Below are 23,366 nucleotides of genomic sequence, written 5' to 3'. Positions count from 1 at the left end.
TGATTGCTGTGCTGCCCTTGCAGCCCACGCCAATCTGCCCCAAGCTTCCACTTCCCCCGCCATGGCCCCCTCCGATGCCCACACGCCACCGCTACCTGATCGCTGCTTTACTGCTGATTCTGGTATCAGTCGGCATCGCCTACCTGCGCCGGGATACCCCGCCAGCACAACCGACACTACCCCCGCACAGCTACGCCAAAGCCCTGCGCCAGGCGCATGAAGGCCAACCGGGCGCCGCGCGGGTGCTCTACCAGCAACTGCAACGCAACGACCTGGCGCCGATCCGCCGCGCAGCCCTGTACGCAGAGCTGCCCAACTACCCCTCGCCACAAGCGCTGAAACTGGCCCGCATGGACCTGGAAAACGATGAGCCCTTGGTCCGTCGAGCAGCCATCGCCAGCATCCGCCGCCTGCTGCCCGCCGCACAACGCAGCCTGGTTCTTGGCCCCCTGCTCGATGATGACGAGCAAAGCGTACGCTTTGCCGCCGTCGATGCCTTGCTAGGCCTGGCCCCCGACGCCATTGGCCTGTACTTCGGCCCACTGCAGGCGGCACTGGAGCAATACCAGCAAACGCTGGAAAAACAACCTGAGGATGCGGCGGCCCAGGTGCACCTGGCACGCCTGTATCTGCATGAGAATGACTACACCGAGGCCGCAGCCGCCCTGCACCGCAGCCTTGCATCAAACCCGGACAACCTCGACGCCCTGGCGACCCAGGTACGCTTGCTCGAACGTCAAGGCCACCACGACCAGTCCCGGCAGGTACTGGCCCAGGCGCTGGCGCTACGGCCGGATTCGGCCTTCCTGCAACACGAACTGGGGCGCTGGCTGATCCGCCATGGCCAGCGCGAATTCGCCCTGCTCGCGTTGTCCCGCGCGGTCGAGCTGGAGCCGGACAATGCCGACTATCGCTATAACCTGGCAGTGACCCTGCACGACCTGGAACAGTCCGATGCAGCGCAAAAGCAGCTTGAAACCCTGCTCAACCGGCAACCGGCCAATCGCCGGGCACGGGTGTTGCTGATTCAATACTGGAAAGAAACAGGTCAATTGCAGAACGTTCAGGTGCTGCTTGCCGAACTGGAGCGGCAAAACCCTGATGACCCATTTCTGCAGCAAGGACTTTAGATACGTTGAACCCTGGGGGTTTGCCTGCGGTCCAGTGGGTAACGGACCACTCACGGCTTGGCCAGGCATGGCCGCCCTTAAGGAGAATCACATTGGCCAGCTCGCTGTCGCTGGACGAACGTGCCTTGATTCTGGCACCCAGGCAACTTGCCACGCACACCTCGACGTTTCTGACGAGCGCTGGCATCGATTGCGTGTGTTCGCGCGACATCACCCACCTGCGGGGCGGGCTGGACAGAGGCGCAGGCTTGCTGGTCGTCGACGAACACACGCTCAACAGCAGCCAAAACGAACTGCTGCAGGCTTTTATCGACCAGCAACCGCCCTGGTCGGACCTCCCCATCGTGCTGCTTACGCAAACCCCACAAGCCTCAGCCAGCCCCTGTACGCCCGCCGACCATCCACTGGGTAACCTGACACTGCTGGCTATTCCGTTCGAAGATGAACAGTTGCTTGAACTGATCAAGTTGGCGCTGCGTCAGCGTCGCCGGCAATACCTGGCTCGCGACCAGTTAGTCGATCTGCAGCAACGCCTGGATGGACACAGCGAGGCACAGCACAGCACCGAGCATGCTATGCACCAGACCCGCAAGATGGACGCCATCGGGCAATTGGCCGGGGGGGTGGCTCACGATTTCAATAATCTGCTGACCAGTATCGGGGGGAGCTTCGAACTGATCGACAGGCGGTTGAAACAAGGCAGCACCAAAGGGTTGGAAGGCCTGCTCAGCAGGGGGCAGGAGGCCGTTTCGCGTGCAGCGCGCCTCACCCATCGGCTGTTGGCGTTTTCGTCCCGACAATCGCTGCACAGCCGTCGCATCGACTTACGGGCACTGCTGCAGCCACAACGGCTGGAGGCCGTACTGCAGCATGGCGTAATACTGCAACTGCAAATACCTGAACACACCTGGCCAGTGGCCGGCGACGACACACAATTGCAAGAAGCCGTGGACAACCTGCTGCTCAATGCCTGCGAAGCCATGCCCAACGGTGGCAAGGTGCGTGTCGAAGCCAGCAATCGAGAGGTAGCAGCGACGCAGTTCGCCGATGGCAGCCTGGCGGTGGGCGACTATACGTGCCTGAGCGTCACTGACGAAGGCCAAGGCATGTCGCAGAGCACGATCGAACATGCCTTCGAGCCGTTCTTCAGCACCAAGCCGGTGGGCCAGGGTATCGGCCTGGGCCTTTCGATGGTCTACGGCTTCAGCAAACAGTCCCAGGGGCATGTGGTACTGCATAGCCAGATAGGCCAAGGTACCCGCGTGGACCTTTACCTGCCGCGCCACTTGGAGCAGGAGCAACCCCAGGTGCAAGCAGCCCCACCACGTTCACAGGGTGGCGGCCGCACGGTACTGGTGGTCGAGGATGATCCGGATGTGCGCCAGTTGTTGTGCCAGACCCTGCAGGAGCAGGGTTTCCCGTGTTGCAGTGCCTGCAATGCCAGTGAGGCCCTGCAGGTATTGCGCTCATCCAAGGCAATCGACCTTTTGGTCAGCGACGTAGGCCTTCCGGGCATGAACGGGCGGCAACTGGCAGAGATCGCCCGTACCTTGCACCCTCACCTGCCCATATTGTTCATCACTGGCTACACCGAAACGGCAATGGCCCGGGAGGGTTTTCTCGGCGCCGGCATGCAACTGATGTGCAAACCATTCGAACTGGCTCAATTTCATGCCCGAGTGATGCAGATTCTCGGTGAGACCTGACGGGCTCAGTCGTCCAGCAACAGCAGTGCCTGGTTGGCCAAGGTCGACAATTCAAAGGGTTTGATCAGCAGCGCCGTGCCTGGCACTTGCAACAGGCCAGGTTCCAGCGGTTGATCGGTATAGCCGGTGATGAACAGCATCTTCTGGCAAGGGTTGACCGTACGCATGGCCTTGGCCAATTGCTGCCCACTGAAGCCTTCAGGTAGCCCGATGTCGGTGATGACCAGATCGTACGGGCCATCGTGACGAAAGCGCTCCATCGCGGTATTGGCGTCGGCCACATCAATTACCGTAAAACCTCGCTCGCGCAGATACTCGCCCATGACCGTGCGCAGGTTATGCTCGTCGTCGATCAACAACACTCGCTGCCCGCTGGCCAGGGAGGCCTGGGGCATCGCCGCCGCAGGCTTTTGCGGTATCGCTTCCAGGCATCGGGGGAAGAGCATGCAGACCTTCGTACCTTGCCCCGGTGACGACTCGATCCATACGTAACCGCCAGATTGGCCGACGAAGCCATGCACCATCGCCAGCCCCATCCCTGAGCCGCGCCCAGTGGGCTTGGTGGTAAAAAATGGCTCGAAGGCCTTGGCCACATCCTTGGCCGGCATGCCATGGCCATCGTCCGTGATCTGCAAGCCAAGATAGTCACCTGGCGCCAGACCGCCCTCTTCAGGGAAGGCCGAGGCCAGCCTGGTGTTGATCGTGCGAATCGCAACGCTGCCGCGGCCCAGGCAGGCTTCTCGCGCATTGGCGCACAGGTTGACCAGGCTGTTTTCCAATTGGCCGACATCCAGACACACGGTCCTTGGGTCGACATCCAGTTCCCAGGACAAACTCATTTCAGTGCCAAGTGCATGGCGCAACATCGGCTCCATGGCGGCCAGGTGGCGGTTCATGTCCAGCGGTGCCGGGGCCAAAGGCTGATGGCGGGAGAAAACCAACAGGCGGTGGGTCAGGTTCATGGCCCGCTGCACCGAGTCGCGCGCCAACGCCACGTAACTGTCAATACGCTCCATGCGCCCCTGGCTCAGACGCCGTTGCAACAATTCAAGGCTGCCGCCAATACCCGACAACAGGTTGTTCATCTCATGGGCCATGCCCCCGGCCAGATGACCGACCACCTCCAGCCTCTGGGTGTTGCGCAGCAAGACCTGAGACTGACGCATGGCCGCTTCACGGTCGCCTGTAATGTCTCGCCCAACGGCAGTCAGCACCGAGCCGTCGAAGCTGCCACTCCAGTGGAACCAGCGGTAATGCCCGTCGACATGGCGCACACGTGTTTCGAGCTCTGCAGGGCCTCTGTCGTTGACGAAATCGATTGCAGCCGCTTCAACTTCATCCCTGTCGGCCGGATGAACCAGTTCCAGGATCGACATGCCCCGCACCTCAACCTCGCTCCAGCCCAGGGCGCGATGCCAGGCCGGGTTGGCTGCCAGCATCTTCAGGTCCAGGCTCACGGTGATCATGGCATCGCGCGACAGGCGCCACATGTAGTCGCGGTCAGCCATGTATCGCGCTATCTGACGCTCGAATGTCTGCGCCTGCTCGCGCCACTTGCCATGTGCAGTCACACCGGCGGAGCTCTGGATCACGGTGTGAAGCATACCTACAACTTCATGGTGCTCGTCACGGATTGGCGCATAACTGAAGACGTACCACGCCTGCCCCCCCGTCTTTGCGCACTTGATCTCATAAGGCTGATCTTCGACAAAACTGGTACCACCCTGCAGTGCCTTGAACACCCATGGACCGATATCGTCCCAAACGTCGCTCCACAACGAATCGAAGCGCCTGCCCAGTGCCTGATCCAGGCCACCCAGCAGCGCCACATAGGAATCGTTGTGAACAACGGTCATATTGGGCCCCCAGACCACGGCACTGGGGAAAGAGGAAAGGAGCATCATGTCGATCGCAATGCGCAACGAAGGCTCCCAGTGCGGCAAGGGCCCAAGGTCCGTATGCCGCCAGTCGAACTGCACGATCCTCTCCCTCATGCCACCGTCCGACTCTTTTGTAGGGGTCAGTAACACGCCGTTCGGCGAGGGATCGTAAGGAGTGCTGTTAGCGACCAAGGTGATGGTTCCACTGTTGCTCAAGACTGACGAAGTGATCCTGCATCATCGGCTCCCCGGTTAACTGCTGCAATAGGCCTTTTGCACCACGCCTGCACTCTGGCACCCAAGAGCGGGCAGTGCAAACAACATCGGCCAGCGCAGGAAGCAGCACCAGGCCACTCCCCATACGCTTGCCCGCAAACGCCAGCTATGCTCTATAGGCTTTGCGTGCCATGAGCTGACTTCCCGTTTGATTACAGGCAGGAGTGTAGTAATGAGCAAGAAAATTCTGGTGGTGCTGACCAATACCGCCAAATATCCGACCCTGAGCAGGGCAACCGGTTTATGGCTGGGTGAAGCCGTGCATTTTGTCGATGTGGTTCAGCAGGCAGGTTTTACGGTCGACTACGTCAGCCCCGGCAGCGGCTACGTGCCAATCGATCCGCACAGCCTGCAGATGGCCCCCGAGCTGGACTGGAGCTATTACAACGACAAGGCCTTCATGAACCGGCTGGGCGCCTCGCTAAGCCCCGGCCAGGTCACAGCAGACGAATACTGTGCCATCTATTACACCGGTGGCCATGGCGTTATGTGGGACTTCCCTGACAACCCGCAATTGCAGGAGCTGGCGCGCAAGATATACGAAAAGAATGGCGTTGTGGCCGCTGTCTGCCATGGGGTGGCAGGCCTGCTGAACATCAAGCTCAGCGATAACAAGTTGCTGCTCAAGGACAGCCAGGTCACCGGTTTTTCCAATACTGAAGAAAAGCTTGCCGAACTCGAGGAGGTGGTGCCGTTTCTCACCGAGAACGAACTGGGAGCACGAGGGGGTATTTACAGCAAGCATGATGATCCCTGGAAGCCTTTTGTAGTCTGTGACGGCCGCCTGATCACGGGCCAAAACCCCGCCTCTACGGGTTTACTGGCAGAGAAGGTAATTCAGACGCTCAATGGGTAATCCTTCTTACGTCTCGACAATGCAAATCCTCAGTCAGACACGGTTGCGGATTACAGTAGGGGCACCCCTGAATACATAGGCTCTTCGGTCAACTGTCCATCCCGGACAACTCGGATCAGGAGGGCTTCAGTCCCATGTCAAAATTCAGGGTTCTCGGTCGAAGCATGATGGCGCTGCTGCTGACACTGGCGATCAGTTCGATACCTGTTGCGTCAGGCTTGATGGTGATGATCTATCAGCACGATAACAAGCTCAAGGAGACGGCTCGCGTATCGTTGAAGGAAGCCGTCTTTTCCATTGATATGTCCCTTAACCGCTTGCACGACGCCGCTTTGGTGGCAATGCCGCTGGCTGGCAGCGCTTGCGAGACAGCCAAGGCGCACCTGTTGAAACAGGTTCAAGACGTCCGTTACCTGCGAGCGCTGGCATTGACCGCCGATGGCCGTATCTACTGTGACACCCTGGTTCCTCCCCGTGCGAAAAACAGGTTCGCGACTGGCTCCGAGGCACCGGTACAACTGATCTTCGATTCTCCTGCAGCGCCCAATGCAGTGCTTGTCGCCTACCAGCTTCGCCGCGAAAATCTGGGTGTGATAGCGTCAACCTACGGCATGGAGCTGCGCAACGAACTGCGTGCATTTCAAACCGGGCTGGTGTTGCTGCTGGAGTTCCAAGATTTTTACATCTGGGCAGATGGCGACAGCCGAGACCCTGCCCGCCCCTCTCAATCCGAGTTCTTCATGACCGGGAAATCGGACAAGTACGGCTACACCGTGAAGGTCGGCTATCCCGACGGCTTTGCCGCTGATGAAAGGCGCCAGATGCTGATGCAGATCCTGCCGTCACTTGCGTTGATCGGCATCATCACAGGTTCGATCTTCTACTGGGGGCTGTTCAGGCAATGGGGTAAGCGTGACTGTACCGCCGCCCGAAAAGCATGACGGCGGTACACTTCACTTATTGAACGTCGAGCACGCCTCGGCGAACCTGGTCGCGTTCGATCGACTCGAACAGCGCCTTGAAGTTGCCTTCGCCAAAGCCGTCATCGCCTTTGCGCTGGATGAACTCGAAGAATACCGGCCCGAGCAGGGTTTCAGAGAAAATCTGCAGCAGCAGGCGCTTGTCGCCTGCCTCGGAAGCGCCGTCCAGGAGAATGCCGCGAGCCTGCAATTGGTCGACCGGCTCACCGTGCCCTGGCAGGCGCTCTTCGAGCATTTCGTAATAGGTCTGCGGCGGCGCAGTCATGAAGCGCATGCCGTAGCCCTTGAGCGCATCCCAGGTCTTGAGCAGGTCATCGGTGAGGAAGGCCACATGCTGGATGCCCTCACCGTTGAACTGCATCAGGAACTCTTCGATCTGCCCCGCCCCTTTGGACGACTCTTCATTGAGCGGGATGCGGATCATGCCATCCGGAGCGGTCATGGCCTTGGAGGTCAGGCCGGTGTACTCGCCCTTGATGTCGAAGTAACGAATCTCGCGGAAGTTGAAGAGTTTTTCGTAGAAGCCGGCCCAGTAAGCCATACGGCCGCGATACACGTTGTGGGTCAGGTGATCGATGATCTTCAGGCCTGCGCCCGCAGGGTGGCGGTCGACGCCTTCGATGAAGTTGAAATCGATGTCGTAGATCGAGCTGCCTTCTTCGAAGCGGTCGATCAGGTACAGCGGAGCGCCGCCAATGCCTTTGATCGCCGGCAGGCGCAGTTCCATCGGGCCGGTTTCGATCTCGACCGGCTGGGCACCCAACTCCAGGGCACGGGCATAGGCTTCATGAGCGTTGCGTACCCGGAACGCCATACCGCACACCGACGGGCCATGCTCGGCTGCAAAGTAGGAGGCGATGCTTTTCGGCTCGTTATTGAGAATAAGGTTGATGCCACCTTGACGATAAAGGTGCACGTCCTTGGAGCGGTGTGTGGCTACCTTGGTGAAACCGAGCATCTGGAACACCGGCTCCAGAACGCCAGGGGTTGGCGAAGCCAGTTCAATGAATTCAAAGCCCATCAGGCCCATAGGATTGTCGAAGATATCAGCCATGTTCGTGTCCTCATCTGCAGCGAAAATTATTGAGTGCGTGGGATGTGGTACGAAAATGGCGGCGAGCAGGGGATGCCGCGCACGCTTCTGGCGAGGAAGTCACCAATGATCAGCTTGAACCCTTGGTTTGTCATATAGTCCCATTCTCGGTGGGGTTGATCCTTCAATGAAGAAAGACCTTATTGTTGTAATCGTAAACCGATTCTACAGTGCGTAAATTTCTTTGTCGCGCATTAGTTCTCCGCCCGCGCCGACAAACGGCTATCCTCAGTCATTTCATGTAAAGATTACGCCAACATGCCCCTGCGCAGTAAAAGTCCCGCCCGCTGGAGCTGGCGCACCCTTCTCCCCTGGGGCGTTGGCATCTTGCCTCTGGCGTTCGGCCTGATCGTGATGAACTGGCAAATCGAGCGCGAACTGCGCGCCAGCAGCCAGGCCACCACGCGGCAAGTGGTCGAACAGGTCGAGCATATTCTCGACAGCCTTTCCGGTGCCGCTCAGGCCCTGCTGCCGTTGGCTGGCAGCCCGTGCGGGCAAGTCGAACTGGCCTTGCGTGGGCAAGTGACGCGCAACGCATTTGTGCGTTCGACCAACCTGTTCCGGCAAGACACGCTGTACTGCACCTCTCTGTTCGGCGAGTTCGACGAGCCGGTGGACGCCCGCGACTACACCGATGGCAAGCTGTGGCTGATGGACGGCAATTCGGTGACACCCGGGCACCCATTGCTGGTGTATCGGGCCAGTGACGGCGACCGAGGCGCCATCACCACCGTGGATGGCGACCATCTACTGACCGCACTGCGCCTTATCGGCCCCAGCGAGGCGCTGCAATTGCGTGTCGGGACGGCGTGGATGGGCAAGGATGGCGTGGTGCATCAAGGCCTACCGCCCACCGCAGCCATTGGCGACGTGACACTCGGATCGACGCACTACCCTTTCAGCGTTCACGGCGGTTATGCCGCCGACAAGCGTGGCGAAGTGCTGCGCAGCCGCTACCCGGCACTGCTCAGCTTGCTGCTGTTGCTCGGCATGGCGGCAGGTTGCGCATGCCGCTGGCAGATCCGCCGCGCCAACTCTCCACGCGCCGAACTGCGCCGTGCGCTGGAAGCTGACGAGTTCATGCCGTACTTCCAGCCGGTGGTGCGCAAAGGCGATTATCGCTGGGCTGGCGCCGAAGTGCTGATGCGCTGGAACCACCCGCACGAGGGCCTGGTGCGCCCCGACCTGTTCATTCCCTATGCCGAACACAGTGGCCAGATCGTCGACATGACCCGTGCGTTGATGCAGCACACGGCGCACAGCCTGGCGCCTTACGCTGCGTTGTTGGAAGACGGCTTCCATATCGGCATCAACATTACGGCCGATCACTGCCGTGACCTCGCCCTGATCGACGACTGCCGCTCATTCCTCGAGCACTTCCCCCCCGGGCGGGTGGTGCTGACGCTGGAGCTGACTGAACGCAAACTGATCGAGGCCACCGGGGCAACCCTCGAACTGTTCGAAAAGCTCCACGAAATGGGCGTGATGATCGCACTGGACGACTTCGGCACCGGCCAGTCCAGCCTCAGTTATCTGCGCCAGTTCAAGGTCGACTACCTGAAAATCGACCAGAGCTTCGTGGCAATGATCGGAGGTGATGCACTGTCGCAGCACATCCTTGACAGCATCATCGAGCTGTCGGCGAAGCTAGGCCTGGGCATCGTCGCCGAAGGCGTGGAAAGCGAAGTGCAGCGCGACTATCTGGCCCGTTATGGCGTGGACTTTCAGCAGGGCTATCTGTTCGCCAGGCCAATGCCGGCCGCGCAATTTCTTCAGGCACTGGCCACGCGCCCCGGCGTGAGACAGTTGCCGCATGACGCGGCCCCTGAGATCATGCGCGGCTGATCCAGCCGCCCATCCCGCTATTCGAGGCATTCGTGTCAAAAGGCATTCTCTGTTCGGTCATGGCCTCCTGCCTGTTCGCCGTGATGTACTTCTATACCTCCCTGCTCACCCCGCTCGATGGCGAAGAGATCTTCGGCTGGCGCACGCTGCTGACGCTGCCCTGCCTGACGCTGTTCATGCTGGCCAGCAAAGACTGGAAACGGGTCGGTGACTTGCTGGTGCGCGTGCGCCAGACCCCAGTGCTGCTGCTGGGCATGGTCGGCACCTCTTGGCTGATGGGCGTGCAACTGTGGCTGTTCCTCTGGGCGCCCCTGCACGGGCGCAGCCTCGAGGTCTCGATGGGCTACTTCCTGCTGCCGCTGGCGATGGTGCTGACGGGCCGCCTGGCTTACGGCGAACGCCTGTCACGCCTGCAAAAAGTGGCAGTGGCCTGCGCTGCGCTGGGCGTGGCGCATGAGCTTTACCAGCACGGCAGCTTTGCCTGGGAAACCATGCTGGTGATGGTCGGCTACCCCGTCTACTTCGTGCTGCGCCGACGCTGCCGCACCGACCACCTGGGCGGTTTGTGGTGCGACATGTGCCTGTTGCTGCCCTGGGCTCTGTACTTCGTCATCCAGGGGCCGTTGTCCAGCGCTGACCTGCTCACGCACCCAGGCCTTTACGGCCTGATTCCGCTGCTGGGTGCGATCAGCGCGTCAGCCCTGATCGCCTACGTGCTGGCCAGCCGACTGCTGCCGTTCAGCCTGTTCGGCCTGCTCAGTTATGTCGAACCGGTGCTGCTGGTGGGCGTTGCGCTGCTGCTGGGCGAAACCATCGGCCCGGATCAGTGGCTGACTTACCTGCCGATCTGGGCCGCGGTCCTGGTGCTGGTGCTTGAGGGTTTCAGGCACCTGCTGCGCCAACGTCGCCGTTCGGTTTGAGCCGCACCTGGCGCACCCGCCGCTCCTCCACCGCCACCACAGTCATGCTCCAGCCGTTCCAGGCCAGGTGGTCACCGACCACCGGCAGGCGGTCGAGCAGGCTCATCACCAAGCCGGCAAGGGTCTGGTAGTCTTCGGTGGCACGCGCGCTGAAGCCGGTGCGCGCCTGCACCTGGCTGAGGTTCAGCGCACCGCTGACGACGAAGCCATCACCGTCCTCGACGATCGCCGGGCCTTCCACCTCGCTGGCATCAGGCAGCTCACCGGCGATCGACTCGAGGATATCGGTCATGGTCAGCAGGCCGGTGAAGTCACCGAACTCGTTCACCACGAAGGCGATGTGCGTCGACTGCCCGCGCATCTGCTCCAGCGCATTGAGAATGCTGAAGCTCTCCAGCAGGTTCAGCGGTGCCCGGGCCATGCGCTCCAGGTCCGGCTGGTTGCCCGAGAGCAGCTCCTTGAGCAGCTCCTTCTTGTGCACGAAGCCCAGCGGCTCATCGATGCGGCCGTCACGAATCAGCGGCAGGCGCGAGTAAGGTGAGTTGGCCAACGCCTCGGTAATGGTTGCAGCAGGCTGCGCCAGGTCGAGGACGTCGACTTCGGTACGGGCAGTCATTACCGTGCGGATCGGCCGCTCGGCCAGGTTCAGCACCCCACTGATCATCACCCGTTCGCGGCGGTCGAACAGCACATGCTCTTCACCTCCGGCGACCAGGTCAGCGATCTCCTCGCCGACCTCGTCAGCCTCCACCCTGCGCCCGCCGAGCAAGCGCAGCACGGCGTGCGCGGTACGCTCACGCAATGGCCGATGCTGCTGCAGGCTTTGCTTGCGGCGGGCACGGGCGAGCTGGTTGAACAGTTCGATGAGGATGGAGAAACCAATGGCCGCATACAGATAGCCTTTGGGGATATGGAAGCCCAGGCCTTCGGCGGTCAGGCTGAAGCCGATCATCATCAAAAAGCCCAGGCACAGCATGATGACCGTCGGGTGGGCATTGACGAAGCGGGTCAGCGGCTTGCTGGCGACGATCATGATACCGATCGAGAAGATCACTGCGATCATCATCACCGACAGGTGTTCGACCATGCCGACGGCAGTAATCACCGCATCCAGCGAGAATACGGCGTCGAGCACCACGATCTGCGCCACGATGGGCCAGAACGCGGCATGGCGCACCGCGCCACTGGCCTGCGTGACATGGCCTTCGAGGCGTTCATGCAATTCCATGGTGGCCTTGAACAGCAGGAACACACCGCCGAACAGCATGATCAGGTCGCGGCCGGAGAAGCTCTTGCCGAACACCTCTAACAACGGCGCGGTCAGGGTGACCATCCACGAGATACTCGCCAGCAAGCCCAGGCGCATGATCAACGCCAGGCTCAGACCGATCACACGCGCGCGATCGCGCTGATGCGGCGGCAGTTTGTCGGCCAGGATGGCGATGAACACCAGGTTGTCGATACCCAGTACCAGCTCGAGGACGATAAGCGTCAACAGGCCCAGCCAGGCCGTAGGGTCGGCTAGCCATTCCATTAGCGGGTACTCACGAAGCAAGCGTCACGAAGACGGGGAAAGGATGGCCAGGACGGCCGAAAACTGGGGGGTTCCGCGAAGGTGCTCATGGGGACCTGGATAGAAAATAGGGAAAATGATCCTACAAGAGCAGAACAATATTCTGATAGCGCCAAACTATTACAAAACCTGTACGCATTTTTGGGGGACTTTTCTTCAATATCTTGGTTTGGCTTCTGGGCAGCATGGCAAACACCCCTTCACACGGACATTCCCGATGAGCCTGTACCTTTCAATGGCTGCGTTTGCGCTGGCAGCATCGATATCCCCCGGCCCTGTCAACATCGTCGCCCTTGGCAGCGGCGCACGTCACGGCCTGCGCGCCAGCCTCGCGCATGTTGCCGGAGCGACCTTGGGCTTTTGCCTGCTGCTGGTGCTGGTGGGCCTGGGCTTGCACGCCCTGTTGTTGCGCTGGCCGTTGCTGGGCGTGGCGCTGCACTGGGGCGGCGTGGCGTTTCTGCTGTACCTGGCGTGGAAGCTGGCCAGTGATGACGGCCAGTTGGGTGGTGAGCAGCAGCAACGTGCACCTTCGGCCTGGGAGGGCGCAGCCATGCAGTGGCTGAACCCCAAGGCCTGGCTGGCGGCGGTGGCGGGCGTGGCTGCCTATACCGGTGGCGAGCAGCAGATGCTGTGGCTGTTCACCTGGATCTATGGGCCGATCTGTTTTGTGTCAGTGGCCAGCTGGGCTTGGGCAGGCAGCATGATTCAGCAATACTTGCGCAAGCCGCGCTACCTGCAGATGTTCAACCGAGGCTTGGCGTTACTGCTGGTGATCAGTGCGCTGTATCTGCTCGTTTGATGCTCGCTGAGCCGGGCCTTCAGGCCTTGCGATAATGCCCTGGTGTCGCCGCCAGATGTTGCTTGAACGCACGCTGCAGATGCGCCTGGTCGGCAAACCCTGCCTCCAGTGCCACCTCGGCAATCGCCCGCCCCGTGCGCAGTTGCGCGCGGGCATACTGCACGCGCTGATCCAGCAGGTAGCCATGCGGCGTCAAGCCGAAACGCTGGGCAAAGGCACGGATCAGATAAGAGCGGGACAACCCGCTGGCAGCACAGATGTCTTGCAGCGTCAGCGGGTCGGTGCGGTGGGCCCGGATGAACGCAGCTGCCGCCTCCAGCTGCGGGTGATGAGCTTGCGTTTTGCCGGTAGCAGCCTGCAGGTAGTCTGGCAGTGCATTGAAAAAACACGCCAGCCGGGCTTCTCGGTCATCCAGGTTGCCGTCGAACAGGTCGGCAAACACTTGCAGCACGGCACTGTACAGTGCCGGCGAGGTACTGCAGGTTTGCGCCGGCAAGTTGAAACCTAGCGCCTTCAGCCACGGCATGTCGACGAACAGCATCAGGTACGACCACCCCTGCCCTGCAATCGGATTGCACGTGTGGACCACACCGGGGTTCATGAGCACCGTGGTACCAGCGCCCACTTCGACTTGGCTGGTCCCACTCAGGTAGGTGCTGCGCCCCCCGGTGATCACGCCGAGCGAAAAGCTCTCATGGGAATGGGCGGCATAGCACACCTGACGCCCATCCCCAACGCGCCTCGCTTCTACAAAAGGCAACGCCGAATCCCGCCAGAACCGCGACACCTCGATCATCGCCCTGCCCTCACCTGCTGCTGTAGCCGGGCCTGTGCTCAGACGCTAACGCCTGCGCGACAAGAGCCACGCTTCGTACCCGGCTCGCCATGATACACACCCGTAAAAGGTGTGTTCAGCCGCGCCTTCTATGAAAGTTCAGCTCAAGGCATCACCGGCGGCACGTACTGCAAGGTCGTACCCAACGCCCACAGCAGCACCAGCACCAGCGGCACATGCACCAGCAGTTGCACGAACGAAAAGCCGATCAGGTCACGCGCCTTCAGGCCCAGCACCCCCAGCAGCGGCAGCATGTAGAACGGGTTGATCAGGTTCGGCAGCGCTTCGGCGGCGTTGTAGATCTGCACTGCCCAGCCCAGGTGGTACTGCAGGTCGTTGGCCACCAGCATCACGTAGGGCGCCTCGATGATCCACTTGCCACCGCCCGAGGGGATGAAGAAACCCAGCACCGCCGAGTACACGCCCATGAGTACGGCATAGGTGTCATGGGTGGCGATCTGGGTGAAGAAAAGCGAAATGTGGTGGGCCAGGGTCTGCTCATCGACCCCCTTCACCTGGGTGAGGATGGCGGCGATCGAGCCGTACAGCGGGAACTGGATCAACACCCCGGTGGTGGTCGGCACCGCACGCGCCACGGCATCGAGGAAGCTGCGTGGGCGCCAGTGCAGCAAGGCACCGAGCATGATGAACAGCAAGTTGTAGGTATTGAGCCCGGAGATTGCAGTAATGGCCGGTTTGGTGGCGAACTCCTGGTACAGCCAGCCGCCGGCCAGCGCCACCATCAGCAGGATCAGGATCGGGCTGTATTCCAGCCATTCACCCGGACGAGTGCGCTGGGGTGCGGGCGGCGCGGTAAAGCTGGGGTCGACACCGCAGTCTTCGGCACTGCGCGCACTGTTCGGGCCGGGTGCGGTCGCGTAGGCGATCACCAGCGAGACGATGACCAGCGCGGCCAGCAACACCCCGGACTGCCAGAGGAAGATGGTCTCGGTGAACGGAATCACGCCGGTTATCGACAGAATGGACGGCGGCAGGCTGGCCGGGTTGGCCTGCAACTGCGCCGCTGAAGACGACAGGCCCAGGGCCCAGACCGCCCCCAGGCCCAGGTAAGCAGCGGCACCGGCGGCGCGGTAGTCCATCTTCAGGTCACTGCGCCGTGCCAGCGCGCGCACCAGCAGGCCACCGAACACCAGGGACAGGCCCCAGTTGAGCAAGGATGCCAGCATCGAGATCAGCGCCACCCAGCACACCGCCGAACGGCCGTTCTTCGGCACCCGCGCCAGGCGGTCGATCAGCCGTGCGGCAGGGGGTGAGCTGGCCACCACGTAGCCGCCGATGACCACGAAGGCCATTTGCATGGTGAAAGGGATCAGGCTCCAGAAGCCATCGCCAAAGGCCTTGGCGGTATCGGTAGGTTTGGCGCCCATGACCATGGCGCCGAGGCATACCAGCACCACTGCCAAGGCAGCGAACACCCAGGAATCAGGGAACCAGCGCTCGGCCCAGTTGGAGCAACGCAGGGCAAAGCGGGCGGAGCGGCTGTCTTGGATTTCAGCGGCCACGGTAACTTCCTTTTATTGGTTTTATGGGGGGCTACGTTTCAAGCACAACGCACAAAACCCTGTGGCAACGACGGCTCCGGCGAAAGCGTTGGTGCATTGACCATCGCATTCGTAGCTGCCGCCGCTGCCACAGGGCTGGGGTGGGTGTATCAGAAGGTCATTTCCTTCACATCATCCGGCACGATCAGCTTGCCGGCGGTTTTAGCGATGATTTCTTCAACACTCACCCCGGGCGCGGTTTCGCGCAGGATGAAGGCGCCGTTGTCGATTTCCAGGTAGGCCAGGTCGGTGAGCACCTTGCGGATGCAGCCGGCACCGGTCAGCGGCAGGCTGCAGCGCGGCAGCAGCTTGGACTCGCCATCTTTCGAGGCGTGGGTCATGGTGACGATGATGTTCTCGGCCCCGGCTACCAGGTCCATGGCGCCGCCCATACCCTTGACCAGCTTGCCCGGGATCATCCACGAGGCGATGTTGCCCTCGACGTCCACTTCGAAGGCCCCGAGCACGGTGAGGTCGACATGGCCGCCACGGATCATGGCGAACGATTGTGCCGAATCGAAGATCGAGGCGCCGCGGCGGGCGGTGACGGTCTGCTTGCCGGCGTTGATCATGTCGGCGTCGATCGTGCTCTCGGTGGGGAATTCGCCCATGCCCAGCAGGCCATTTTCCGACTGCAGCATCACATCCATGTCAGCAGGGACGTAGTTGGCCACCAGGGTGGGGATGCCGATGCCGAGGTTGACGTAAAAGCCGTCCTTCAGTTCACGTGCGACGCGTTGTGCCATCTGTTCGCGGGTCAGTGCCATGGTGAGAATCTCTTTGTTGTTCTGGAGGACGGCGCTCAGGCCTTGACGGTGCGCTTTTCGATGCGTTTTTCGAAGGTGCCCACAATGACCCGGTCGACGAAGATGCCGGGGGTGTGGATCTCGCTGGGCAGCAGCACGCCTGGCTCGACGATCTCTTCCACTTCGACCACGGTGATCTTGCCGGCGGTGGCAGCCAGCGGGTTGAAGTTTTGAGCAGTGTTGCGGTAAACCACGTTGCCGTAGTGGTCAGCCTTCCAGCCTTTGACGATGGCGAAGTCACCGGTGATCGATTCTTCCAGGATGTATTTGCGGCCCTTGAACTCGCGCACTTCCTTGCCTTCGGCAACTGGCGTGCCATAGCCGGTGGCGGTATAGAAGGCCGGAATGCCGGCGCCGCCGGCGCGCATTTTTTCGGCAAGGGTGCCTTGCGGGGTCAGTTCCACTTCCAGCTCGCCACTGAGCAACTGGCGCTCGAACTCGGCATTCTCGCCTACGTAGGAGGCAATCATCTTGCGGATCTGCCGCTCTTCCAGCAGTACGCCCAGGCCGAAGCCATCGACGCCGCAGTTGTTGGAAACCACGGTGAGGCCCTTGACGCCACGGCGCTTGATTTCGGCGATGAGGTTTTCCGGGATGCCGCACAGGCCGAAGCCGCCGGCCAGTACCGTCATGTTGTCGGTCAGGCCTTCAAGGGCCTGTTCATAGGTTGCTACGCGCTTGTCCAGTCCGGCCATGCTGATCCGCCTTTTGTAGTTGTTGACCGACGAGGCTGTCGGTGAGCGTGTGCAGGCATCTTCACCGTTGGCGACTGATTTGTTAATTTTGTTTTCGTCATCGATTGATAACTTTTTCAAAACAACCTGTGAGCCCGCCATGAACGTCAAGCAACTGCGCGCCTTCGTCGCCGTGGCCAAGTACCAGAGTTTTGCCCAGGCCGGCGAACACCTGCATGTCTCGCAACCGGCATTGAGCCTGACCATCAAGGCGCTGGAGGACAACCTTGGCGGCGCCCTGCTCACCCGTACCACACGCAGCGTCAGCCTGACGGCCGAAGGTGAGGTACTGCTGCCACTGGCCCGGCGCCTGCTGGCCGACTGGGACGACACCGAGGAGATGCTGCGCCAGCGTTTCACCCTGCAATTGGGGCGGGTGTCGGTGGCGGCCATGCCGGCTTTTGCCGGCAACCTGCTGCCCCACTCACTCAAGGTGTTTCGCCAACGTTACCCGAAGGTCAACGTCACGGTGCACGACGTGATCAACGAGCAGGTACTGGAACTGGTGCGCCACCGCCGCGTCGAACTGGGCATCGGCTTCGAACCGGAAAACACCGACGGCCTGCGCTTCCACCCGCTGTACCTGGACCGTTTCGTTGCCGTGGTGCCCACCGACTCCCCGTTGGCCGAGCTGGCCGAAGTCAGCTGGGCGCAGTTGCTGGCCGAGGATTTCATCGCCCTGCAGCGCCCTTCGGCCGTGCGCCTGCTGCTGGAGCAGAACGTGGCGGCACTGCACGGCAAGCTGGCGGTGGCGTTCGAAAGCCACCAGCTCTCGACCATTGGCCGCATGGTCGCCAGTGGGCTGGGCGTGAGTGCGGTGCCGGCGCTGTGCATCAACCAGATGCAGGAGCTTGGCGCGCGTTGCATTACCCTGGTAGCGCCCACCGTCGAACGGCGGATCGGCGTAATCGCCTTGAGCGACCATAAACTTTCCACTGCAGCGCAGGCGCTGCTCGAGGTACTGCTTTCCCACACACAGACTCCGGAGGTGACATGCGTTACATGAAACTGGCAGGTTGCAATGTGCCGGCCATTGGCCAGGGCACCTGGTACATGGGCGAAGACCCGGCACGTAGGGCTGACGAAGTGGCCGCCCTGCAACAAGGCATCGACCTGGGCATGAACCTGATCGATACCGCCGAGATGTATGCCGAAGGTGGCGCCGAGGAAGTGGTCGGGCAGGCCATTGCCGGGCGGCGCGATCAGGTCTTTCTGGTCAGCAAGGTGTACCCGCACAATGCCAGCCGGCGCGGCGTACCCGCTGCCTGTGACCGCAGCCTCACTCGCTTGGGCACCGATGTCATCGACTTGTACCTGCTGCACTGGCGCGGCCAATACCCGCTGGAAGAAACCGTCGAGGCGTTCGAGCGCTTGCGCGAACAGGGCAAGATTCGCCACTGGGGTGTTTCCAACTTCGATGTCGACGACCTGCGCGAGCTGGACAACCCTGATTGCGCCACCAACCAGGTGCTGTACAACCCGGTGCAGCGTGGCATCGAGTTCGACCTGCTGCCCTGGAGCCGGCAACGCGGGCTGCCGACCATGGCTTACTGCCCGTTGGCCCAGGCCGGGCAGCTGCTGCAGCATCCGCTATTGCACGAGATTGCAGAGCGCCATGGGGCCACCCCGGCGCAGGTCTGCCTGGCCTGGGTGACGCGCGAAGACGGGGTCATAGCGATTCCCAAGGCGGTGGCGCCGGAGCACGTACGGTTGAATGCGGCCGCCGCAGGCTTGACTTTGACCAGTGAGGACTTGCGGGCCATTGACAGGGCATTCCCGGCGCCAACACGCAAACAGCACCTGGCAATGGTCTGACCACTCGGCCAACAACGGCGACTGCGGCTGCTTTGCAGCCCGTTCGCCGGCCAAATCAATGGAAGTCCCGGCTCCTCACATCCAGCCCCTGCAGCAACACACTGACATCCTCCAACCGCCGTGCAATCAGGTGCCGCACCCCGTTCGCCTGTTCCAGGCGGCCACTCACCTTGAGCAATTGAGACCCCACCAGCGCGCGCCGTTGCCGCTCGGCCAGCTCGCGCCAAACCACCACATTGACCATGCCGAATTCATCCTCAAGGGTCACGAACGTCACCCCGCTGGCGGTCTGTGGCCGTTGCCGCCCCACCACCAGCCCAGCCACGGCGACTGCATCGCCATGCTCAACGCCCGCCAGTTCCTGAGAGCTGCGACAGCCCAGCACCCGAAGGCGCTGGCGCAGCAACGTCAGCGGGTGGGGCCCCAGCGTGGTGCCCAAGGTGGCGTAGTCGGCCACCAGGTCTTCGCCGGCAGTAGGCACAGGCAATGCCACCGCGGCTTCGGGCGTTGCCTGCAGTTCGGCGAACAGGGGCAGTTGCGGCTGCACCGCCGCGACCTGCCAGCGTGCCTGGTGGCGGTCATGTGCCAGGGCGCGCAACGCACCGGCATCGGCCAGCCGGGCGCGGGCTTTGCTGTCGAGGCCGGCACGCAAGCACAGGTCCTCGACATCGCGCCACGGCCTGACCGCCCTCGCCGCTTCGAGCCGCCGAGCATCGGCTTCGGCGAAACCGCGGATCTGCCGCAACCCCAGGCGGATGGCCAAGGCACCCTCGGCGACTGGCTCCAGTGTGCAATCCCACTGGCTGTGGCCTACATCCACCGGCCGTACCTCGATCCCCTGGCGGCGAGCCTCCTGCAACAGTTGGTCGGGGCTGTAGAAGCCCATCGGCCAGCTATTGACCAGCGCACAGGTGAATATCGCCGGCTCATGGCATTTGAGCCAACTGCTGGCATAGCACAGCAAGGCGAAACTGGCCGCGTGCGATTCCGGGAAGCCATAACTGCCAAAGCCCTTGATCTGCTCGAATATGCGCTCGGCAAACGCAAGGTCGTAGCCGTTGCGCAGCATGCCCTGCACCAGCCGTTCGCGGTGTGGCTCCAGGCCGCCATGGCGCTTCCAGGCGGCCATGCTGCGGCGTAACTGGTCGGCCTCGCCGGGGCTGTAGTCTGCCGCCACCATGGCCAGTTCCATGACCTGCTCCTGGAACAGCGGCACGCCCAAGGTGCGCTCGAAGACTTCCTTGAGCTTGAGCGATGGGTAGGTCACCGGCTCCTGCTTCAAGCGCCTGCGCAAGTAGGGGTGGACCATGTCGCCCTGAATCGGCCCCGGGCGCACGATGGCGACTTCGATTACCAGGTCATAGAAGGTGGTGGGCTTGAGCCGCGGCAGCATGGCCATCTGAGCGCGTGATTCGATCTGGAACACGCCCATGGTCTCTGCGCGGCTGATCATCGCGTAGGTGGCCGGGTCTTCGGGGGGGATCGTCGCCAGGGTCAGGTGCCGGCCCCGGTGCTGCTGCAGCAGGTCGAAACAGCGGCGCAAGGCACTGAGCATACCCAGGGCGAGCACGTCGACCTTGAGCAGGCCGACCATGTCCAGGTCGTCCTTGTCCCACTGGATGACCGTGCGTTCAGCCATGGCGGCGTTTTCGACCGGCACCAGGTGGTCCAGCGGTTGCTCGGAAATGACGAAGCCGCCTGGGTGCTGAGACAGATGACGGGGGAACCCTATCAGCTGCGCGGCCAGCACCAGAATGCGCCGCAGCGAAGGGCTGCCGGGCTCGAAGCCGGCCTCGGCCAGGCGTTGCTCGTCCGGGATGCGATCGCTCCAGCGGCCACAGCACTTGGCCAGGGCATCGACCTGATCGGCAGGCAAACCCAGCACACGGGCGACATCACGCACCGCGCCAGCGGCGTGATAGGTGTTGACCACTGCGGTGAGCGCTGCGCGGTGCCGGCCATAACGCCGGAACACGTACTGGATCACTTCTTCGCGACGATCGTGCTCGAAGTCGACGTCGATGTCCGGTGGCTCGTTGCGCTCGCGGGACAGGAAACGCTCGAACAGCAGCCGATGCTCCATCGGGTCGAGCTCGGTGATACCCAGCACGAAGCACACCACCGAGTTGGCTGCCGAACCGCGGCCCTGGCAAAGGATGTGCTGGCTGCGAGCAAAAGCGACGATATCGTGCACGGTCAAAAAGTAGCTTTCGTAGCCAAGCTCTGCGATCAGCGCCAGCTCCTTGGCCAGCACCGCGCGCACCTTGTCGCTTGGCCCCGACGGCCAGCGATGGGCCAGGCCACGCTCGCACAGCTGGCGCAACCAACTGGCCGGGGTTTGGCCCTCGGGCACCAGCTCACGCGGATACTGGTAGCGCAATTCACCGAGGTCGAACTGACAGCGTTCGGCAATGCAGAGTGTTTCGCTCAGCAGGTCGGGCGGATAAAGTTCGGCCAGTTGCTCCAGCGTACGCAGGTGACGCTCGCCATTGGCGAAGAGAAACCGACCTGCCTCGGCGACGCTGCAATGCTGGCCGATAGCGGTCATGCAATCCTGCAAGGCCCGCCGGCCGCGTACGTGCATGTGTACGTCACCGCAGGCCACGGCGCGAATGCCCAATTGCCCAGCCAGGCCGCGCAGCCGGGCCAGGCGGGCCTGGTCATCGCTGCCCCGATGCAGGTGCACACCCAGCCACAAGCGTTCGCCGAACAGGGCATGCAGCCACTGGCCGGTGACCAGGTCGCTGGAGTCCTCGGCAAGCCATAACGCCAGCAGCCCTTGGTGCAGTTCGCGCAGGTCGTCACGGAACAATTGGTAGCTGCCCTTCTCCGCTCGCCGACGGGCGCGGGTAATCAAGGCGCACAGGTTCTGGTAACCACTAAGGTCCTGTACCAGCAACACAAGCTTCGGGCCGTCGTGCAGGCGCACTTCACTGCCGACGATCAAGCGTATCTGCTGCGCTTTGGCAGCCTGCCAGGCACGCACGATGCCGGCCAGGGTGCACTCATCGGTAATCGCCAGGGCTTGGTAACCCTGTTCCCGAGCCCGGCGCAGCAGCTCTTCGGCGCTGGATGCACCGCGCTGGAAGCTGAAGTTGGACAGGCAATGCAGTTCGGCGTAGCCCGGTGCGCTCATGCGAACCAGCCCTGCAGCCACAAGGGGCCGGGCTGGGCCAGGTCGCGATAGGCCCAGCCGCGCAGGCCTTCTCGGGTTTCGATGCGGTAATAGTCGCGGCGCACATCACCGCCATCCCACCAGCCCGACTCGATACGCTCGGCCTGGCCCAGCACCCTGTGAACGCTGGCGTCCAGTGCCAATGGCTGGGGCAACAGCCAGCCAGGCCGGCTCCCGGGCAAGGCGGGCAGGCTGCCCTGCCCGCCTTGCTCGGCGGACTGCCAGGCACATTCGGGGCGGTGGTCGGCTTCAGCGCGCAGGCCCTTGACCGCGTCGTCGCCAAGCCGGGCACGCAAGCGCTCACGCAGTTGCTCCCAGGGTTGGGCCTGCTGGGCGCGTGGGTCGAACAGCGCGTGGTGCTGGGGCACGAAAGCCGGCAAGTCATCGGCCACCAGGCGCAGTTTACGCACCGGTGCCGGAATGCGCAGAGGCTCCAGGCGCCCGCGCGCCAGCTCGAAGAGCATTGCCGCATCACGTTCTGCAGCCAGTAAGCCGACCTGCAGTTGCGTCTCCGGCCCCTCGGCGTGCTCCAGGTACAGGCAAAACCGCTGCACACCGCAGTCTCGCCCGGCGAGGAAAGCGGCCAGGTCGTTGAGCATGCGCCGCAACGGGAACAGCAACGCCTGGTGCGATTCGACGTCGAAGTTGAGCTCCAGTCGCGTTTCGAAACGGTCCGGCGGCTGATAGAAAGCCAAGCCAAGCGTACGCAGGCCCAGCAACTGGTCCAGGTGCAACTGGACCTGGGCACTGAAGCGCCTGGCCAATGCATCACGCGGCAAGGCCAGTACCTGGTCGAGCTGATGCAGCCCCATGCGGGCGAACGCTTCGGCGGCGTCCTGCGGTAAACCCACCCGCGCAATGGGCATGCGCGCAAGCGCCGCCCGGGTTTCTTGCGGGCAGCTCAATGCCAGCCCGTCATGGCCGTTGGCAAGCATGCGCGCCGCCACCGGGTTGGTGGCCAGGACAATCCGCTGACGCAGCCCCAGGGCTGCGAGTTCCCCGCGCAGGCGCGCCTCGAACACCGGCCAGGGGCCGAACAGTTGCAGGCTGGAGCCCACTTCCAGCAACAAGGCACGCGGGTAGTGCAGGCTGACCTGGGCACTGAAGCGGTAGGCCCAGGCCGCCAGCAATTGCTGCAGTTGCTCGATGCGCGCCGGGTCTGCTTCAACACAGGTGAAACCGTCGGCCAAGGCGCGGGCGGCCGTCAGGGTTAGCCCAGCGCGCAGACCGAGCGCCGCCGCAGCGGGGTTTACGGCTTGCACCACACGCCGCTGCACAGGCCCGCCAATCAGCACCAGTGGCGCATCGGCGTCATCGCGTTCACGCAGGATCGAGTCCAGCGCCAACTGCGGCAATAAGATGCAGGCCCAGAGCATGTTGC

The 23,366-nt window shown here is 62.4% G+C and carries 18 protein-coding genes; 9 read left to right on the top strand and 9 right to left on the bottom strand.

Features of this window, described 5'->3' with window-relative positions:
- Window positions 1-74 precede the first annotated feature (74 nt).
- Both ACEWE8_RS16480 and ACEWE8_RS16475 read left to right on the top strand, forming a co-directional pair.
- Window positions 75-1,130 (top strand): tetratricopeptide repeat protein, encoded by a 1,056-nt coding sequence (locus tag ACEWE8_RS16480; protein ID WP_046787679.1) that lies wholly within the window; start codon window positions 75-77, stop codon window positions 1,128-1,130.
- A gap of 92 nt (window positions 1,131-1,222) precedes the next feature.
- Window positions 1,223-2,836: a response regulator gene (locus ACEWE8_RS16475; RefSeq protein WP_046787680.1), complete on the top strand. Its 1,614-nt coding sequence runs from the start codon at window positions 1,223-1,225 to the stop codon at window positions 2,834-2,836.
- Window positions 2,837-2,841: 5 nt separating this feature from the next.
- Here the strand turns inward: ACEWE8_RS16475 and ACEWE8_RS16470 are convergent, their stop codons facing one another.
- Window positions 2,842-4,830 carry a PAS domain-containing sensor histidine kinase gene (locus tag ACEWE8_RS16470; protein WP_080952183.1) on the bottom strand — a complete coding sequence of 663 codons (1,989 nt, stop codon included), beginning with the start codon at window positions 4,828-4,830 and terminating at the stop codon, window positions 2,842-2,844.
- Window positions 4,831-5,164: 334 nt separating this feature from the next.
- On the opposite strand from ACEWE8_RS16470, the gene ACEWE8_RS16465 reads away from it, so the two are divergent.
- Both ACEWE8_RS16465 and ACEWE8_RS16460 read left to right on the top strand, forming a co-directional pair.
- The gene (locus ACEWE8_RS16465; protein WP_046787681.1) at window positions 5,165-5,848 is read left to right on the top strand and encodes a type 1 glutamine amidotransferase domain-containing protein; all 684 of its coding nucleotides are present in this window, start codon (window positions 5,165-5,167) and stop codon (window positions 5,846-5,848) included.
- Between the two features lie 134 nt (window positions 5,849-5,982).
- Window positions 5,983-6,789, top strand: coding sequence for a CSS-motif domain-containing protein (locus ACEWE8_RS16460; protein WP_046787682.1), 807 nt, complete (start codon window positions 5,983-5,985; stop codon window positions 6,787-6,789).
- A 16-nt stretch (window positions 6,790-6,805) separates the two neighbouring features.
- Here ACEWE8_RS16460 and hppD read toward each other — a convergent pair whose 3' ends face one another.
- Window positions 6,806-7,882, bottom strand: a complete 1,077-nt coding sequence (gene hppD, locus ACEWE8_RS16455) for a 4-hydroxyphenylpyruvate dioxygenase (RefSeq protein ID WP_046787683.1) — start codon at window positions 7,880-7,882, stop codon at window positions 6,806-6,808.
- Between the two features lie 297 nt (window positions 7,883-8,179).
- Here hppD and ACEWE8_RS16450 point away from each other — a divergent pair, with 297 nt between their 5' ends.
- Together ACEWE8_RS16450 and rarD are read left to right on the top strand one after the other, a co-directional pair.
- The gene (locus ACEWE8_RS16450) at window positions 8,180-9,766 is read left to right on the top strand and encodes an EAL domain-containing protein (protein WP_046787684.1); all 1,587 of its coding nucleotides are present in this window, start codon (window positions 8,180-8,182) and stop codon (window positions 9,764-9,766) included.
- 32 nt (window positions 9,767-9,798) lie between these two features.
- Complete coding sequence (gene rarD, locus ACEWE8_RS16445; RefSeq protein WP_046787685.1) at window positions 9,799-10,686, top strand: EamA family transporter RarD; 888 nt, start codon at window positions 9,799-9,801, stop codon at window positions 10,684-10,686.
- On the opposite strand, the gene ACEWE8_RS16440 is transcribed toward rarD, so the two are convergent.
- Window positions 10,649-12,220 carry a TerC family protein gene (locus ACEWE8_RS16440; protein ID WP_046787686.1) on the bottom strand — a complete coding sequence of 524 codons (1,572 nt, stop codon included), beginning with the start codon at window positions 12,218-12,220 and terminating at the stop codon, window positions 10,649-10,651. The genes rarD and ACEWE8_RS16440 overlap by 38 nt on opposite strands.
- 256 nt (window positions 12,221-12,476) lie before the next feature.
- On the opposite strand from ACEWE8_RS16440, the gene ACEWE8_RS16435 reads away from it, so the two are divergent.
- Window positions 12,477-13,058: a LysE family translocator gene (locus tag ACEWE8_RS16435; RefSeq protein WP_046787687.1), complete on the top strand. Its 582-nt coding sequence runs from the start codon at window positions 12,477-12,479 to the stop codon at window positions 13,056-13,058.
- Window positions 13,059-13,077: 19 nt separating this feature from the next.
- Here ACEWE8_RS16435 and ACEWE8_RS16430 read toward each other — a convergent pair whose 3' ends face one another.
- The 4 genes from ACEWE8_RS16430 to ACEWE8_RS16415 form a co-directional block, all read right to left on the bottom strand.
- Window positions 13,078-13,854, bottom strand: a complete 777-nt coding sequence (locus tag ACEWE8_RS16430; protein WP_046787688.1) for an AraC family transcriptional regulator — start codon at window positions 13,852-13,854, stop codon at window positions 13,078-13,080.
- A gap of 143 nt (window positions 13,855-13,997) precedes the next feature.
- A complete protein-coding gene (locus ACEWE8_RS16425) occupies window positions 13,998-15,416 on the bottom strand; it encodes a short-chain fatty acid transporter (RefSeq protein ID WP_012314293.1) in 1,419 nt (472 codons plus the stop codon).
- Between the two features lie 149 nt (window positions 15,417-15,565).
- Window positions 15,566-16,222: a CoA transferase subunit B gene (locus ACEWE8_RS16420; RefSeq protein WP_046787689.1), complete on the bottom strand. Its 657-nt coding sequence runs from the start codon at window positions 16,220-16,222 to the stop codon at window positions 15,566-15,568.
- Between the two features lie 35 nt (window positions 16,223-16,257).
- Window positions 16,258-16,956 carry a CoA transferase subunit A gene (locus tag ACEWE8_RS16415; protein WP_046787715.1) on the bottom strand — a complete coding sequence of 233 codons (699 nt, stop codon included), beginning with the start codon at window positions 16,954-16,956 and terminating at the stop codon, window positions 16,258-16,260.
- A gap of 139 nt (window positions 16,957-17,095) precedes the next feature.
- Here ACEWE8_RS16415 and ACEWE8_RS16410 point away from each other — a divergent pair, with 139 nt between their 5' ends.
- Together ACEWE8_RS16410 and ACEWE8_RS16405 are read left to right on the top strand one after the other, a co-directional pair.
- Window positions 17,096-18,001 carry a LysR family transcriptional regulator gene (locus ACEWE8_RS16410; protein ID WP_046787690.1) on the top strand — a complete coding sequence of 302 codons (906 nt, stop codon included), beginning with the start codon at window positions 17,096-17,098 and terminating at the stop codon, window positions 17,999-18,001.
- Entirely contained in the window at window positions 17,989-18,810 is an 822-nt protein-coding gene (locus ACEWE8_RS16405) for an aldo/keto reductase (protein ID WP_046787691.1), read from the top strand. The genes ACEWE8_RS16410 and ACEWE8_RS16405 overlap by 13 nt, the downstream gene beginning before the upstream one ends.
- A gap of 55 nt (window positions 18,811-18,865) precedes the next feature.
- On the opposite strand, the gene ACEWE8_RS16400 is transcribed toward ACEWE8_RS16405, so the two are convergent.
- On the bottom strand, window positions 18,866-21,946 hold the full coding sequence (locus ACEWE8_RS16400; protein WP_046787692.1) for an error-prone DNA polymerase: 3,081 nt from the start codon (window positions 21,944-21,946) through the stop codon (window positions 18,866-18,868).
- Window positions 21,943-23,361: a DNA polymerase Y family protein gene (locus tag ACEWE8_RS16395; protein WP_046787693.1), complete on the bottom strand. Its 1,419-nt coding sequence runs from the start codon at window positions 23,359-23,361 to the stop codon at window positions 21,943-21,945. The genes ACEWE8_RS16400 and ACEWE8_RS16395 overlap by 4 nt, the downstream gene beginning before the upstream one ends.
- Between the last annotated feature and the right edge of the window lie 5 nt (window positions 23,362-23,366).

It is taken from the genome of Pseudomonas sp. TR47, from assembly GCF_044143025.1.
Taxonomy (GTDB): domain Bacteria; phylum Pseudomonadota; class Gammaproteobacteria; order Pseudomonadales; family Pseudomonadaceae; genus Aquipseudomonas; species Aquipseudomonas putida_E.
This window is presented reverse-complemented; position numbering and strand designations above follow the sequence as displayed.